The following is a 15,179-nucleotide window of genomic DNA, read 5'->3' as shown; positions in this document are numbered from 1 at the left end:
AGCCTAGTCGTCGGGTCCGTCGACGGTGGCCCGCAGCCGCCCGTCCGCCAACCTGACCAGCAGCTCGTCGCCCTTGGCGGCCTCGGACGCCGACCGCAGCACCGTCCCGTCCCCGCGCTGCACGATCGCGTACCCGCGTTCCAGGGTGGCGGCGGGGGACAGCGCCAGCAGCCGCGCCCGGGTGTGGGAGAGCTGGTCGCCCGCCCGGTCCAACGCCCCCGACAACGACCGGCGGGCCCGGTCCCGCAGGGCCAGGGCCTGCTCGTGCTTGCGTTCGACCTCCCGCACCGGGTCGGCCAGCGCGGGCCGTGACCGGACCCCGTCCAGCCACGCCCGCTCCCGCTCCAACCGGCCCGCCACGCAGCGCCGCCCCCGGTCGCGCAACTGCCGTACGAGCTGGAGCTGCTCGCGCACGTCCGGGACGACCTTCTTGGCCGCGTCCGTCGGCGTGGAGGCCCGGACGTCGGCCACCAGGTCCAGGATCGGGGAGTCCTGCTCGTGCCCGATGGCGCTGACCACAGGGGTGCGGGCGGCGGCGACGGCGCGGACCAGGGCCTCGTCGGAGAACGGCAGCAGGTCCTCCATCGCCCCGCCGCCCCGCGCGACGATGATCACCTCGATCTCGGGGTCGGCGTCCAGTTTGCGCAGCGCCTCCATCACCTCGCCCACCGCGTACGAGCCCTGCACGGCCGTGTTCTCCACGCGGAACCGGACGGCGGGCCAGCGCCGTCGCGCGTTCTCCAGCACATCGTGCTCGGCGTCGGAGTCCCGGCCGCAGATCAGGCCCACCGCGCCGGGCAGGAACGGCAGCGGGCGCTTGCGCTCCGGCCGGAACAACCCCTCGGCCGCCATGACCTGCTTGAGCCGCTCCAGCCGGGCCAGCAGCTCGCCGACGCCGACCGGACGGACCTCCAGCGCGCTGAGCGAGAAGGTGCCCCGGTTGATCCAGAAGTCGGGCTTGGCGTGGACGACCACCCGGGCCCCGTCGGTCACCGCGGGCCCGGCCGCCTCGAACACCGCGCGGGGCCCCACCACCCGGACCGACATGTTCGCCACCGGATCCCGCAGCGTCAGGTAGACGGTGCCGGAACGCCGGTTCAGCTCGGTGATCTGCCCCTCCACCCAGATCCGGCCGAGCCTGCCGATCCAGCCGCCCACCGCGTTCAGCACGGTGCGGACGGGCACCGGCGACTCCGCCGAGGTCTCCATCGCCATGCCCGGCAGCCTAACGCCGGATCGGCCGGCGGCCCGTCCTCCCGCGCTGCGGCGTCACCCGCCGTGGGAGCCGCCGTTGAGCTTGGCGATCCGGTTCTCGTACATCCTGAGCACCTCGGCGCGGGCGGCGTGCCGGCGCTCGTACTCGCGCAGCAGCTTGACCTGGTCGGCGGTCAGCCCACGCAGCCGGGCGCGGAGCTGCGGGAGCGTCGCCTCGTCGTAGTCGGGCACCGGCAGGTCGGCGCCCTTCGTCTCGTCGCCCTCCGCCCGCGACTCGCGTCGCGTCTCAGGCTGGGACTCGCGTCGCGTGTCGGGCTGGGACTCGCGTCGGGCCTGCGGGGTCTCGCGGCGGGTCTCAGGCTGTGGCCGCGGCACGGGCTCGGCCCGGCCGGCGGGCTTGGGGCTCGGCGCCGGCGCGCGTCGGGGTCCGGACTCGGCGGTCGGCTCCGGGGCGGGCCTGGCGACGGGCTCCTTGGCGGGCTTGCCGATCGCGATCTCGCGCTCGCCGGAGCCCGCCGTGGCCTTTCCGGAAGCCTTCCCGGAAGCCTTTGCGGCGGCCTGCGTGCCGGCCCTCGTGGAGGTCGTGGAGTTCGTGGAGGTCGTGGCGGCGTTGCGCGGCGCGGGCCTGGGCGGGGCGGCGACGGAGGACGCGGTGGTCGTGCGCGCCGAGCGTTCGTCCTCGCCGCGCACGATGGTGGCCACCCGACCGGCGACCTTGCCCGCCGTGTGCTGCGCGTCGTCACGGAGCCGGCCCAGCACCGGGCCCACCCCGCTCTCCCGCATCTCCTTGTAGTCCTTGGTCACCCGATCGCTCAGCAGCAGCGCCCGGCCCACCCCGAACATCGCCAACCGGACGGCGTTCAACGGGAGGTCACGGACCTGCTCGCCCACGGTGTCCTGGACCTGCTGCTTGAGGCGGCGCGGCGACTTGGTCATCGTCCTCGTCTCCCTGGTGTCCCCGGGTCATCTGTCGTGACGGGTCTGGATCGATACAACACGGCCGTCCTGTATCACTGTGCCGTATCTCCGCGATCGTGGTCACCCCGAGCCGATCCCCGACGGGCCAAGGCGTGTCGTGGATCGGGTCACATCATGGTCACCTGGCCGGTACCCAGGTGAAGTCGAACGACACGGGCCGGGCGGCTCGTACAATCGGGACATGACCTCCACCAGTGAGCGCCGTGTCCTGCTGGCCAAGCCGCGTGGCTATTGCGCGGGCGTCGACCGCGCGGTGGAGGCGGTGGAGATCGCCCTGGAGAAGTACGGGGCCCCGATCTACGTCCGCAAGCAGATCGTCCACAACGTGCACGTGGTCAAGACCCTGGAGGAGCGCGGCGCGATCTTCGTGGACGAGACCGAGGAGGTCCCGGAGGGCGCGATCGTGGTGTTCTCCGCGCACGGCGTGGCCCCGGTCGTGCACGAGGAGGCCCGCGGGCTCAACCTGCGCACCATCGACGCGACCTGCCCCCTGGTGACCAAGGTCCACAAGGAGGCCGTGCGGTTCGCCGCCGACGACTACGACATCCTGCTGATCGGCCACGAGGGCCACGAGGAGGTCATCGGCACCACCGGCGAGGCCCCCGACCACATCCACCTGGTCGACGGCCCCGGCGACGTCGCCGGCGTGCAGGTCCGCGACCCCGACAAGGTCGCCTGGCTGTCGCAGACCACGCTGTCGGTCGACGAGACGCTGGCCACCGTGGCGGCGCTGCGGGAGCGGTTCCCCAACCTGATGGACCCCCCGTCCGACGACATCTGCTACGCCACGCAGAACCGGCAGACCGCCGTGAAGGAGATCGCGGCGCAGGCCCAACTGGTGATCGTGGTCGGCTCCACCAACTCGTCCAACTCCGTGCGCCTGGTCGAGGTCGCCCTCGAGTACGGCGCGGACGCGTCGTACCTGGTCGACTACGCCGAGCAGATCGACCCGGCCTGGCTGGAGGGTGTCACCACGGTCGGCGTCACCAGCGGCGCGTCGGTGCCCGAGGTGCTGGTCCGCGGGGTCGTCTCCTGGCTGGCCGAGCGCGGCTACACCCGGGTCGACGAGGTCGAGTCCGTCCCCGAGAGCATGCGCTTCGCCCTGCCGCACGAGCTCCGCAAGGACCTGCGCGCCCCGGCCGTGCCGTAGGCGCCCGGTCCGGGGGCTAGTCGACCTCGCCGTGGTGCAGGTGCGGGTCGCGGCGGGGCGACTCGTCCCACCGCACCGGGTCCTGGCTCTCGTCCTCGGCGAGGATGCGGCTGCCCGCCAGCCGGGTGCGGAACTCCCGCACCGTCGTGGGCAGCCCGCGCGGCAGCGCGATCACCACGACCAGCAGCGTCCCGAGGAACAGCCACGGCGCGGTGGTGGCCATGGTGGTGGCCAGACCGACCAGCACCTCGCGCCCCAGCGACTCCCCGCCCAGCGAGGTGAGGACCTCGGCGACCACGGTGACGAGCAGGAACACCAGCGGCGGGCACACCGCCAGGGTCAGCAGGTCGGCCGGACGGGTCGTCAGCGCGGCGAGCACGCAGCCCGCCACGAACCCCGGCCCCGCCGCCGCGCCCAGGTCGAACCAGCGGGACGCCAGCGCGCCCAGCAGGCCGACGACGAACAGGATGACGATGCCCCCCCGGCCGGTGACCGTGGTCGCCGACCGCCCGGCCCGACGTGACACTGGTCCCTCCGAGGTGGCCGGCGCGGCCGCATGGGACGGCTCGCGCGCTGTCGTGACGGTCAACCCAGATCCTCCTCGCTCCGGCGATCCCCGAGACGGCTCACGCCGCCCTCCGCGGCTCCGGCGGCCCGAGCGGCTCCCTCGCCTCCCGAGACTTCACGACCTCCGGCGGCTCGGCCGCCTCCCAAGGCTCCGGACCCACCATCGGCTCCCGAGTCCCGCGAAGCTCCGATCCCTCCCGAGGCCCCGCCGCCTCGCGCGGCTTCGCCTCCACCGGCGGCTCCGAGGTCTCGGTAGGCCCCGGCTCCACCGGTGGTTCCAGAGTCTCGCGAGGCTTCGGCTTCGGAGTCTCCGGCTCCATGGCCCCCAGCGGGCCCGAAGGTCCCGGTGGTGGCCGGTGTCGTGGAGCGGGCAGGGTCGTGGAGGACCTGTTCCGCGAAACCTACCGTTTCGGAGCCCGGTCGTCCGGGAGGTGCGTGCGCGTCGGCGACACGGCCGTCCAACTCGGCGGCGGACGGTGGGCGGGGGCTCTCGGTCACCGGCTGTGGGGCCTCCAGGGTGCCGTTCACGACGCCCAGGTCGTTGAGCCGGCGGGCGCTCACCAGCACGCGGCTCTCCAGCGACCCGATCGTTCGGTTGTAGGACCGCACCGCGCCCGCCAGGGAACGCCCCAGCTCGTCCATGTGCCCGCCCATCGTGCCGAGCCGTTCGTACAGCTCCCTGCCCAGCTCGAACACCGCCCGCGCGTTGCGCGACAGCGCCGCCTGCTGCCAGGCGTACGAGGCGGTGCGCAGCATCGAGATCAGCGTGGTGGGGGTGGCGAGGTGGACCCGCCGGGAGATGGCGTACTCCAGCAGCTCGGGGGAGCGGTCGAGGGCGGGGGCCAGGAACGCCTCACCGGGGATGAACAGCACCACGAACTCGGGCGACGGGTGGAACGCCTGCCAGTACGTCTTGGAGGCGAGCCGGTCGACGTGGTCGCGGAGGTGCTTGGCGTGCGCGTCCAGCTTGGCCGCGCGCACTCGGGGGTCGTCGCTGGCGGCCGCCTCCAGGTAGGCGGTCAGGGGGACCTTGGAGTCGACCACGATGCTCTTGTCGCCCGCCAGGCGCACCACCATGTCGGGCCGTACGACGCCGTCGGGGGTCTGCGCGGTGACCTGCTCGTCGAAGTCGCAGTGGCGGGTCATCCCGGCCAGTTCGACGACGCGACGCAACTGGAGCTCCCCCCAGCGGCCTCGGGCGTCCGGCCGTTGCAGCGCCCGGACGAGGGTCTGGGTCTCGGCGCGCAGCTCCTCGGAGCTGCGGCGGACGAACTCGACCTGTTTGGCCAGCATGGCGTGGGACTCGCGGCGTCCGGTCTCGACCTCGCGGAGCTGCTCCTCCACCTTGGCGAGGGTGTCGCGGAGCGGGGTGACCAGATGCTCGACGGCCTGCTTGCGCCGCTCCAGCTCGCCCGCCGCCTCGACCCCGGCCGCCCGCAACCGGGTGTCGGCCAGCTCGAGGAACCGCTGGTTGCTGGCGTCCAGCGCCTTGGCCGAGAGGGTCTCGAAGTGCCCGGAGAGCCGTTCCTCGACTTGGCCGATCTGCTCCTCGGCGGCCCTGGCCCGCGCGATCGTCCCCGCCTGGCGGGTGGTGGCCAGCGCGTACCCGGCCACCCCGCCCAGGGCGACGCCCAGGACGAGGCCGAGCAGCAGCGCGAGATCCATGACGGAATCGTGACACCGGGGCGTGACCGCACGGACGCGACGCGCCGAGACAGACCGGCCTCGGGCAATTAGACTCACCGTTCACTAAGTGGTGCTGATCGGACATTCCGTACCGGACGGACATGCCCCGGCCCCCGAACGGACCCGGAGGTGGCGGCGATGGCTGCCAAGACCCCTGCAGACGCTCCCGCACCCGACACCGCGACCCGAACGGAGCGGCGTCTAGCGAAGGTGCTCGCGCTGGAGCCCGGCGGCCGACCCACGCCGGCCGCCCGCATCGCCGGCGGCGTCATCCGCGTCTTCGGCCGGTCGGTCTGGGAGTGGGGGCCCGGCGGCGACACCGGGCTGCTGCTGATCCAGCGGCTCACCGAACGACTGGGCCGGCTGCAGGCCGTGCCCGCCGGCGTCGTCCGCAGCCGCGAGGACCTCGGCCGCCCCGGCGGCGGGACCGAATGGGTCCGGGCGGGCGCGCCCGACGAGCGCAAGGTCCTCCTTTACCTGCACGGCGGCGGCTACTTCTTCGGCGGACCTCGCCTCTACCGTCCGTTCGGTTGGCGGCTGTCGGCCGCGACCGGCCGCCCGGTGCTCGCGCTCGACTACCGGCTCGCCCCGCAGCACACGCCCGCCGACGCGCTCGACGACGCGATGGAGGCGTACGACTTCCTGCTCAAGCGCGGATACCGGGCGCGGGACATCGTGGTGGGCGGCGACTCCGCCGGCGGCCATCTGACCCTCGCGCTGCTGCAGGCGCTCAAGCGGCAGGAGAAGCCCCTCCCCAGTGCCGCCATACTCATCTCCCCCTGGGTGGACCTCATGTGCACCGCGGAGTCACACACCCTCAACCGGCGCAGCGACAGGCTCATCCCCGGGAGCAGGCTCGCCTGGCTGGGACGCGGCTTCTGCCGGGACAAGGACGACGACGACCTGCTGCTCTCGCCGGTGCGCGGAGACCTGTCGGGGTTGCCGCCGATGCTGTTCATGGCCAGCACCTCGGAGATCCTCCGCGACGACTCGCGGGAGGCGGCCGCCCGGGCGCGCGCCGCCGGGGTCGAGGTCGTCCACCAGGAGTGGGAGGGCCTGGTCCACGTCTGGCCGGTGTTCTCCGACTTCATCCCGGAGGGCAAGGCCGCCTTCCGGCACATGGCCGACTTCCTGCGTCGGGTGGAGGCGTGACCCCCTCGGCTTCGGGAGGGCCCCGGTAGCCCATAGACTCGCGTGGCGTGAGTCTCTCCATTGGAATCGTCGGGCTGCCCAACGTCGGCAAGTCCACCCTCTTCAACGCGCTGACCAAGAACGACGCGTTGGCCGCCAACTATCCGTTCGCCACGATCGAGCCCAACGTGGGCGTGGTCGGGGTGCCCGATCCGCGGCTGGAGGAGCTCGCCCGGATCTTCGGCTCGGCGAAGATCCTGCCCGCGACCATGGAGTTCGTGGACATCGCGGGCATCGTGCGCGGCGCGTACGAGGGGCAGGGGCTGGGCAACAAGTTCCTGGCCAACATCCGGGAGACCAACGCGATCTGCCAGGTCATCCGGGTGTTCGAGGACCCCGACGTGACCCATGTGGACGGCGAGGTCGCGCCGCTGCGGGACATCGAGACGATCAACACCGAGCTGATCCTCGCCGACCTGCAGACCATCGAGAAGGCCCTGCCGCGCCTGGAGAAGGAGGCGCGCACCAAGAAGGACCGCGACGGCCTCGCCGTCGTGGACGCCGTGGTGGCCGCGCAGAAGGTCCTCGACGGCGGCACCACCCTGTTCGCCGGCGCGGGCCCGGCGGGCATCGATCCGGAGCTGCTGCGCGAGCTGCAACTGCTGACCGCCAAGCCGTTCCTGTACCTGTTCAACCTGGACGAGGACGAGCTCGGCGACGAGGCGTTGCGCGGCCGACTGAGCGAACTGGTGGCCCCCGCCGAGGCGATCTTCCTGGACGCCAAGATCGAGCAGGAGCTGATCGAGCTGCCCGACGACGAGGCGCTGGAGCTGCTGCAGGGCATGGGCCAGCAGGAATCCGGGCTCGCCCAGCTCGTCCGGGTGGGGTTCGACACGCTCGGGCTGCAGACCTACCTGACCGCCGGGCCCAAGGAGGCCCGCGCCTGGACGATCCGCAAGGGCGCCACCGCGCCGGAGGCCGCCGGGGTCATCCACACCGACTTCCAGCGCGGATTCATCAAGGCCGAGGTCGTGTCGTTCGATGACCTGGTCGAGGCGGGATCCATGGCCGCCGCCCGGACCGCCGGAAGGGTCCGGATGGAGGGCAAGGACTACGTGATGCGCGACGGTGACGTCGTCGAGTTCCGATTCAACGTCTGACCTGGGCAATTGGCCATTCGTTCGGAAGCGCGACCGGTTTCGGTCCGGCATGGCGCATCGTCGCCGTTCGGTCATCTTCACCGTTCCGGCACATGATGCATCGGTTATCCACAACCGCGTGCCGGGGGTGTGCTGCACCGTGATGCGCTGGAAGAATTGACTTCCGTGGTTAGGCTGGGCCGAGGTTAGGCTGAACGGGCTTTGAAACGGCCCCGGCCGACCCGACGTCCAGACGTCCAGACAGGCAGATGACCGCGCCGGCCGGGGCAGGCGCGAGCGGAGGCGCGATGGCTCGGCGAGCGTTGGCGCGGGACCAGGCCGTGGGACACGGCACGGGCACGGCCGTCCACGAGGACGCCGTGGTCGGCGGGTCCCCCCTGGACGCCCTCGACGACCCCGTGCCCGCCGGCGGCTCCCGCAAGGGTCGTGCCGGCCGGTCGGGGCGTTCCGGTCGGGGCGGCGGGGGCGGCGGTCGCTGGGCGGGCTCCGGCGGTCGCTGGTGGATCTGGGTGGGCCGCGCCGTGCTGTGGGCGCTCATCATCGTCATCGTGGTCAACGGCGTGCGCGCCCCCTTCGATCGCCTCACCGCCGAGGACGGCGGCTCCCCCGGCACCTCCGTCGAGCCCCGCCGCTCGGCCTTCCCGACCGGCGCCGCGTCGGCGTTCGCCCTCCAGTTCGGCAACGTCTACCTCCACCTCGACCCGCAGACCGGCCCCGACCGCGCGCGCCGGCTCGAGCCGTTCCTGCCCGAGGGCACGGTCGGCCAGTTCGGGTGGAACGAGACCGGCACGCTGCAGATCGACTCCGTCCACGTGGCGGGTGTCGAGGCGCGCGACGACACCAACGGGATCGTCACGCTGCTGGCCCGCAGCGGCGACCGGTGGCTGTCGCTGGCCGTCCCCGTGTACGCCAAGGACGGCGCGATGGTCGTCTCGGCCCGTCCGGCGTTCCTTCCGCCGCCCGGGCGGGCGCGGCCGCCGCAGACCGGCGTCGGGGAACGTGACACCCCGCTCGAGACGGAGCTCTCCTCCGTCCTCGGCGGCTTCTTCCCCGCGTACGCCGCGAGCGACATCCCCTCGCTGACCCGGTTCACCGACGGCGCCGCCATCACCGGGCTGGGCCGTTCCCTGACGTTCGACGGGCTGCTCGAGGTGGTCGCCCCCCGCGGCCCGGCCGATCGGCGTACCGTCACGGTCACCGTCACCTGGGCGCTCCCCGGGTCGAACGGCGCCGGGCAGGAGGCCAAGCTGGAGCAGACCTATGAGCTCACCGTGGTGAAGAAGGACGGGACCTGGTACGTGAGATCCATCCAGGGGGCCGGCCGGCCCACCGGATCATGAAAGGCCCCGACGTGAGCGACCCCCGGGGCACCGCCCCCCGCGATCCCGCCGAACCAGAGAGGTAGACAGTCGATGCTGCTGCTCACCATGGCGTCGATCTCCGACCAGATTCTGGCTCAGCCGGACGATCTGCAGACCGACCAACTGGCCGACTGGCTCCGCCAGATCTTCGGCCCGCTGTTCCTCGTCATCGTGTCCATTGTGGCGATCTTTTTCCTGTTCACTCGGGAGATCACCCGTTTCGTCCAATTCATCGTCCTGGCGATCGGAATCGGCATCATCTTCTATGTGCCCAACATCATCGAGACCACGGCCAAGGCGATCGCCCGAGCCCTGGGGGTCGACCTGAACTGACGAGACCGCCGCGAGGCGGACACCGGAGCGGGCTCTCGTGAGGGGCCGGCGACAGCGCTGTGTTCGTCACAGTTAGGGGAGTAGGGGCGTGGATCTACCCACGTACACGAACATATGGCGCATCGAGAAGCGGTTGTACAAGCTGTACGACCTGCGGCTCCCGATGCCACTGCCGCTCGTTCAGATCGGCGTGTTCGTCGGCGTGTTCGTTCCCTGGGTCCTGCTGCTCGTGGTGATCGGGGTGCCGTTGGAGACGCCCTGGCACGTCGTCTACATCGTCCCCCCCGGCGTCCTCACCTGGCTCGGCACCCGTCCGGTGATCGAGGGCAAGCGGCTGACCGAGCTGCTGCTCTCCCAGACCCGCTACCTGTCCGAGCCCCGGACCTGGTGCCGGCTGACCCCGATCCGCGAGCCCCGCGAGGTCGTCATCGCGGCCCGCGTCTGGCGCCGCCACGCCGACCTGCCCGCCCCTGCCGTGGCCCCCGAACGCGCCGCCCTGCGCGCGCACCGGCAGGCCGCCGGCGCGACGGTCGGGGTGACCGCCGCAGTGCCGGCTGAGGCCGAGCCCCGGGTCACCGACCGGTCCGCCCTCGGTGCCGCGCACGGCGATACGGCTCGGGCCACGGGTTCCGCCGCGTCGGAGGCGGCGGTCGCCGGAGGCGGGGCCACCAGAGCCACCGGCTCGGCCACTGCGGACAACGCCCCTCGCAGGACCTCCCGGGGTCACAGGGCGGTCGTGCCCTTCGCCTCGACCCCCGCGCTTCCCCCCGCCCAGCCGCTGGCGCCGCCACCTTCGCGGCCCCCGATCGGCCGAGCCGCCTCCGACCGCCCGTCGGGCCGACAGGAGCCCTCCGACGACGCCCGGCGCCGTGCCGCCAAGCCCTGGCGTCCGACCACGCCGCGCAACATCTCCCACGAGTCCGACTCCCCGCCGCCGCCCGCGACCGGCACGCCCTCGGGCTCCTCGACGCGTCCGCGCGAGGCCGCCGAGCCCCCGCCGGCCACCCCACGCCTCGAGGTCCCGCCGGCCCGTACCTCCGGCTCCGGCAAACGCGCCCTGGCCTCCGGCATCAAGCGCCCCGGCGAGGCCGCCCAGTTCTGGGGAGCCAACCCGCCGCCCGCCCCTGAGGGCTCCACGGCCTCCTCCTCTTCGTCCTCCGACGACGCCCCGACACCTTCGGCGCGCCCGGCCCCCGCCACGGCCTCTGACAGCCCGCAGCAGCCGAACGTCGCCTCCGTGTCGCGCGCCCTTCCGCATGTCCCGCGACAGGGCCCTTCACCGGAGCCGCAGCCCGAACGCGACGAGCCCGCAGCCCACCAGGCCGGCGGCCCCGCCACGCAACGCCCCAGCCCGGAATCCGTTCCGAACGTCTCGCGACCGGGTCGCCGCCCCGGTGCCGTCGGCCCGCCCGAGGGCGGCCCGTCCCGCCGGGCGACCTCACCGGACGACACCGAGCAGGCCCGTCGCGAGCCCGGGGCCTCTGCGGACGCACCGCCGGGTGCGGTGCGGCCGAGCTCCGTGACCTCCCCCGACATCCCGCTGCAGGCGGCGCACGCGCCCTCCGACGAGGAGCCGGCGTCCCGGAGCGTCCCCCCGCGACCGGTGCGCCCCGCTTCCACGACCGCTCCGGACATCCCACAACAGGGCTCCGTCCCTACAGAGCCCGGGCCACCGTCAAGGTCTGGATCCGCCGCCGAACGTGTTCGTACGGAGCCCGTGTCCCCGTCAACGCCCGGATCCGCCGACGAGGATGAGCCGCGCGACCCGCATCCAGCGGCGGCGTCCGAGGCGGACACCGAGGAGCAGCCCCGACCGACCGAGGCCGCTCGCGCGCAGACGACGCAGCCCGACATCCCACGCTCTCCCGCCACGACGGCCGTCGACATTCCCCAGGTCCCCGGAGCCTTCGGCTCGGCCCGACCGCCTGCCCCCGGTCGGGACGCCGGCACCACGCCGGTGCCCGCAAGCCCCGAGAACGCACCCTTGGACGACGGCCCTCCGGAGACCACCGAGGCCGAAGAGGCCGAAGCGAACAGGCCGAAGGGCCCCTCGAAGCCCTGGCGCGAGGGACTGTCCCGCCCCCTGCGCGCCGCGACGACCGACGCACTGGTGTGGCCCCCTGTTCCGGGCCCCGGGGAAAGACAGGCACGGCCCGACGACCCCCAGCAGGGCCCCGGCAGGACCGCCGCCCCGCCCCCCGGCGTTCGCGCGAACGAACCAGGCCCGTCCGCACCAGCACAGGTCCCGGGCATTCCCGCCGCCCAGGACGGTTCCACCGTCACACCCCCGACCGGCGTGCCCCTCGCGGACCCTTCCTCTCCCGACACCCCCGGACACACGTCCGGCGCCAGAACACGCGGCGACCACCCACGCCCCGAAGCCCGTCCGCCCCACGCGCCCGGCGAAGCCCGTCCCTCCCCCGGCTGGCTGAGCAGAACCCGCCCAACCCCCGGCACCCCCCCGCCCGCCGACGCCCCAGGCGACGCCCACCCACCAACCGGCGACCCCGCCGAGGCCGGCCCGTCCTTGGGTCGGTCGAGCGGGGGCCGTTCGCCTGCGGCCCGGTCGGGCGAGGGTCATCGCCCACCGGCCGCCGATCCTGGTGAGGGACGTCCGTCCCAGGGGCGGTCCAGTGGAGGCCGATCGACCGCCGCCCGGTCGGGCGAGGGTCACCGCCCACCGGCCGCCGATCCTGGTGAAGGTCGTCCGTCTCCAGGGTGGTCGAGCGGGGGCCGTTCGCCTGCGACCCGGTCGGGCGAGGGTCACCACCCACCGGCCGCCGATCCTGGTGAGGGTCGTCCGTCTCCGGGTTGGTCGAGCGGGGGCCGTTCGTCCATGGGCGGTTCAGGCGGGGGTCGTTCGTCTGATGATGGTGCGGTCGAGGGTGGCGCTTCGGCGGGTGGTTCCGGCGAGCGCGGTTCGTCCGCCGCTGGTTCCGGCGAGGGTCGATCGTCGGCGGGCTGGTCGAGGGGTGGTCGTTCGTCCGTCGGCGGGTCGGGTGAAAGCGGCGCTTCGGCGGGTGATTCTGGCGAGGGTCGTTCGTTGGGCGGTGGTTCTGGCGAGCGCGGTGCCGCACGGCCGGGCGAGGGACGTCCGTCCGGCTGGTCGAGCGGTGGTTCGTTCGTCGGTGGGTCGGGTGAGGGTGGCGCGTCGATCGGCGGGTCTGGTGAGGGGCGGCCGGTCTCGGGTCGGCCGAGTGGTGGTCACCCGTCCGTTAGTGATGCCGGGGACGGGCGTCCGGGCGTCGGTGGCTCCGGCGAGGGGCGGCCTTCTCGTGGTTGGCCGGGTGAGGGGCGTTCGTCTGGTGGAGGGCGTTCCTCTCAAGGTGCGGCGGGTGCGCCGCAGGATGGGCGGCCGTTCGAGGGGCGTGGGGACGAAGGCTTCGTGGCCGGGGGACGAGTGGGGGGTGCTCCTCCCGCGCCGGTGCCTCCTGGGCAGCGAGGACCCATGGGGCCCGGCCGTCCCGAGGTCTCGGAGCGGGGGCGGCCCGACGAGGCGCGTGTGGAGGGGGCGGAATCCGAGGAGGGGCGTTCCGGGCATGAGGCGCCGCCGCCCGCGCCGGCGCGGGAGATGCGGTCGGGACCGGCGTCGCCCGTACGGCCGCGTCCGTTGCCTCCGCCGCCCTCGCCGCCTCAGAGCACCGGACCGGCGATCACCCCGCCCGACCCCGAGCAGGAGGCCGCGCCGGGCGGTGGGCTGCGCCGGCTGATCCAGGCCGTCGGCGGTGGGCACAGCCATCTCGACGAGGAGTACGAGGAGCGGCTGCAACGTCCGTTCCAGGGTTCTCGGCACATCGTGGTGCTCGGTTGTACGGGCGGCGCCGGGCAGACCGTCACCGCCTTGATGCTCGGGCACACGTTCGCGCAGTACTGCGGTGAGCCGGTCGTCGCCGTCGACGTCAATCCGGGGCCGGGCGCGCTGGCCCGGCGCAGCCGCAGCGACACCCACGAGACGCTCACCGGCCTGATCACCCGGGCGGACCAGGTCACGACGCTCACCGCGATGCGCCGCTACACCTCGCAGGCCAAGTCCGGCCTCGACGTGATCGCCGCGGGCAAGAACCCGCTGCAGGCGCTCGACGACCGGGACTACGCGCTGGCCGTCCGGACCATCGACCGCTTCTACTCCATCACCCTGTTGGACGCCGCCGCCGCCGTGGTGGCACGGGTGCTGCCCCACGCGGACCAGATCGTGCTGGTCGCCCCGGCCAGCTCGGACGCGCCCCGCGCGGTGGCCATGACCTTCGAGTGGCTGGACGGCCACGGCTACGACGAACTGCGCTCCCGCGCCGTCACCGTCATCAACGGCGTCAGCCGCCGCAGCATGGACGACGTCGAGCAGGCCGAGGCCGTCGCCCGTGGCCGCTGCCGCGCCCTGGTCCGGATCCCGTGGGACGACCACCTCAGCATGGATCGGGCCCCGCGCAACGAGCTCAAGTCGCTCCGCTCGCCCACCCGCCGCGCCTACCTGGCCCTCGCCGGCGTCGTCGCAGGCGGCTTCACCGAACTGCCGGAACGCTATGCCGAACAGCAGGACGACCTGGAGGAACACCGGGAGGCGTCCAGGTGACCTCCCTGCCACCGCTTCCTCGATCACACCCCCATCGGCTCGACACCTCACCTCCCAACGGGATCGGCACCTGTCCGTCCCTGCATGCGCCATGGTCATGGGGCTGCTGTGACACGCGCCGAGGGGTCGTCCTCGACGTCCTCCCGCCCATGCGTCCGGTGCCTTTCGGAAGTCGGCGCGGTGCCACGCTGAGCACCGCCTTCCGCGCCCGTCCGCGTACGCGCGCGTCTCTGCCGTTCTGCCGGGGCTGTGGTGGCGAGTTGGACGCCGCATTCGGTATCCGTTTTTCCATGGGCCGGCCCTGGTCTCGTGGGGACTGCAGCGCTGTGTTCGGTGTTCGGAGACGCTCAGGCCCGCCGTGGCTTCAACCGAGCTGGGGCAGCACGGTGGACTCCGTGCGCGATGCCCGACCGTCCGTGCGCCCGCCGTGGTTTGGGAGCGGTTGCGGGGCCACGGCGAGCGCTGCGGCCGGCGCCCGGCCGTCCGCGCGCGCGGCCCTGCGGTTCTCTCGGGGCTGTGGTGCCGCGGTGAGTGTCTTGTGCAATGACGGTTCGTCTGTAAGCCGCCCGCGGTTCTGTGGGGGCTGTGCTGCGCGACGAGGTGGCGTGTGCAGTGGCCGTTCGTCCGTGGACCGGCAGCGGTCGTGTGGGGAATGTGGGGCACGGCGAGGTGACGTGTTGGGTGTCCGTTCGTGTGGGGTCTCGCGGTTTCGGGGCGGGGTGGATGCGTTGACGGGTGGCGTGCTCGGGGGCCGTTCGTCAGCGTGTGGGATCAGTGGGCGGGTCGACGCGGTGGCGGGCTTCGTGGTGCGCCTCGGTTCGGTGGGTCGTCGGTGGGGGTTTCCGGGTGGTGGTGGGGACGCCGGCGTGGGCCTAGGGGATGGGTGGTCCGGCGGTGGCGTGGTGAGGGTGCGTTCGGTGGGCGGTGGGTCGGTGGCCCGGGGTGGGGGCGTGGGGCGGGGTGTGCGTGTGGTGAGTGCGCGGTCTCGGGGCGAGATGTTGTTCGCGTTGGGGCAGGATTCCGCCGTC

Annotated in this window: 11 protein-coding genes and 1 pseudogene; 7 read left to right on the top strand and 5 right to left on the bottom strand. The window is 73.2% G+C overall.

Annotated features, from left to right (window positions below; all coding sequences use genetic code 11):
- Positions 1-3 precede the first annotated feature (3 nt).
- Both xseA and DFJ69_RS07255 read right to left on the bottom strand, forming a co-directional pair.
- The gene (gene xseA, locus DFJ69_RS07260; protein WP_116021770.1) at positions 4-1,215 is read right to left on the bottom strand and encodes an exodeoxyribonuclease VII large subunit; all 1,212 of its coding nucleotides are present in this window, start codon (positions 1,213-1,215) and stop codon (positions 4-6) included.
- A 54-nt stretch (positions 1,216-1,269) separates the two neighbouring features.
- Positions 1,270-2,151 (bottom strand): DUF8129 domain-containing protein, encoded by an 882-nt coding sequence (locus tag DFJ69_RS07255; protein ID WP_116021769.1) that lies wholly within the window; start codon positions 2,149-2,151, stop codon positions 1,270-1,272.
- A 223-nt stretch (positions 2,152-2,374) separates the two neighbouring features.
- Between DFJ69_RS07255 and DFJ69_RS07250 the strand changes: the two genes are divergently transcribed.
- Complete coding sequence (locus DFJ69_RS07250) at positions 2,375-3,343, top strand: 4-hydroxy-3-methylbut-2-enyl diphosphate reductase (protein ID WP_116021768.1); 969 nt, start codon at positions 2,375-2,377, stop codon at positions 3,341-3,343.
- A gap of 16 nt (positions 3,344-3,359) precedes the next feature.
- Here the strand turns inward: DFJ69_RS07250 and DFJ69_RS07245 are convergent, their stop codons facing one another.
- Together DFJ69_RS07245 and DFJ69_RS07240 are read right to left on the bottom strand one after the other, a co-directional pair.
- Complete coding sequence (locus DFJ69_RS07245) at positions 3,360-3,932, bottom strand: DUF6542 domain-containing protein (RefSeq protein ID WP_116021767.1); 573 nt, start codon at positions 3,930-3,932, stop codon at positions 3,360-3,362.
- Positions 3,929-5,575 carry a DNA recombination protein RmuC gene (locus DFJ69_RS07240; RefSeq protein ID WP_245974107.1) on the bottom strand — a complete coding sequence of 549 codons (1,647 nt, stop codon included), beginning with the start codon at positions 5,573-5,575 and terminating at the stop codon, positions 3,929-3,931. The genes DFJ69_RS07245 and DFJ69_RS07240 overlap by 4 nt, the downstream gene beginning before the upstream one ends.
- Positions 5,576-5,734: 159 nt before the next feature.
- Here DFJ69_RS07240 and DFJ69_RS07235 point away from each other — a divergent pair, with 159 nt between their 5' ends.
- The 5 genes and pseudogenes from DFJ69_RS07235 to DFJ69_RS36430 all read left to right on the top strand — a co-directional run.
- Entirely contained in the window at positions 5,735-6,748 is a 1,014-nt protein-coding gene (locus DFJ69_RS07235) for an alpha/beta hydrolase (protein ID WP_116021766.1), read from the top strand.
- A 47-nt stretch (positions 6,749-6,795) separates the two neighbouring features.
- A complete protein-coding gene (gene ychF, locus DFJ69_RS07230; RefSeq protein ID WP_116021765.1) occupies positions 6,796-7,887 on the top strand; it encodes a redox-regulated ATPase YchF in 1,092 nt (363 codons plus the stop codon).
- Between the two features lie 287 nt (positions 7,888-8,174).
- The gene (locus DFJ69_RS07225; protein ID WP_116021764.1) at positions 8,175-9,227 is read left to right on the top strand and encodes a conjugal transfer protein; all 1,053 of its coding nucleotides are present in this window, start codon (positions 8,175-8,177) and stop codon (positions 9,225-9,227) included.
- A gap of 72 nt (positions 9,228-9,299) precedes the next feature.
- Complete coding sequence (locus DFJ69_RS07220; protein ID WP_116021763.1) at positions 9,300-9,581, top strand: hypothetical protein; 282 nt, start codon at positions 9,300-9,302, stop codon at positions 9,579-9,581.
- A gap of 88 nt (positions 9,582-9,669) precedes the next feature.
- Positions 9,670-9,963: pseudogene (locus DFJ69_RS36430) on the top strand (conjugal transfer protein); the annotation flags it as partial.
- A 341-nt stretch (positions 9,964-10,304) separates the two neighbouring features.
- Here the strand turns inward: DFJ69_RS36430 and DFJ69_RS35375 are convergent.
- On the bottom strand, positions 10,305-10,718 hold the full coding sequence (locus tag DFJ69_RS35375; RefSeq protein ID WP_245974815.1) for a hypothetical protein: 414 nt from the start codon (positions 10,716-10,718) through the stop codon (positions 10,305-10,307).
- A 2,365-nt stretch (positions 10,719-13,083) separates the two neighbouring features.
- Between DFJ69_RS35375 and DFJ69_RS35370 the strand changes: the two genes are divergently transcribed.
- Complete coding sequence (locus DFJ69_RS35370) at positions 13,084-14,151, top strand: MinD/ParA family ATP-binding protein (protein ID WP_245974101.1); 1,068 nt, start codon at positions 13,084-13,086, stop codon at positions 14,149-14,151.
- Positions 14,152-15,179: the final 1,028 nt, after the last annotated feature.

It is taken from the genome of Thermomonospora umbrina (assembly GCF_003386555.1).
GTDB lineage: Bacteria > Actinomycetota > Actinomycetes > Streptosporangiales > Streptosporangiaceae > Thermomonospora > Thermomonospora umbrina.
This window is presented reverse-complemented; position numbering and strand designations above follow the sequence as displayed.

Bases quoted from the DNA above. Each gene is read 5' to 3' on its own strand.
- xseA (WP_116021770.1), bottom strand. From the start codon at position 1,215: ATGGCGATGGAGACCTCGGCGGAGTCGCCGGTGCCCGTCCGCACCGTG.
- DFJ69_RS07255 (WP_116021769.1), bottom strand. From the start codon at position 2,151: ATGACCAAGTCGCCGCGCCGCCTCAAGCAGCAGGTCCAGGACACCGTG.
- DFJ69_RS07250 (WP_116021768.1), top strand. From the start codon at position 2,375: ATGACCTCCACCAGTGAGCGCCGTGTCCTGCTGGCCAAGCCGCGTGGC.
- DFJ69_RS07240 (WP_245974107.1), bottom strand. From the start codon at position 5,575: ATGGATCTCGCGCTGCTGCTCGGCCTCGTCCTGGGCGTCGCCCTGGGC.
- DFJ69_RS07235 (WP_116021766.1), top strand. From the start codon at position 5,735: ATGGCTGCCAAGACCCCTGCAGACGCTCCCGCACCCGACACCGCGACC.
- DFJ69_RS07225 (WP_116021764.1), top strand. From the start codon at position 8,175: ATGGCTCGGCGAGCGTTGGCGCGGGACCAGGCCGTGGGACACGGCACG.
- DFJ69_RS07220 (WP_116021763.1), top strand. From the start codon at position 9,300: ATGCTGCTGCTCACCATGGCGTCGATCTCCGACCAGATTCTGGCTCAG.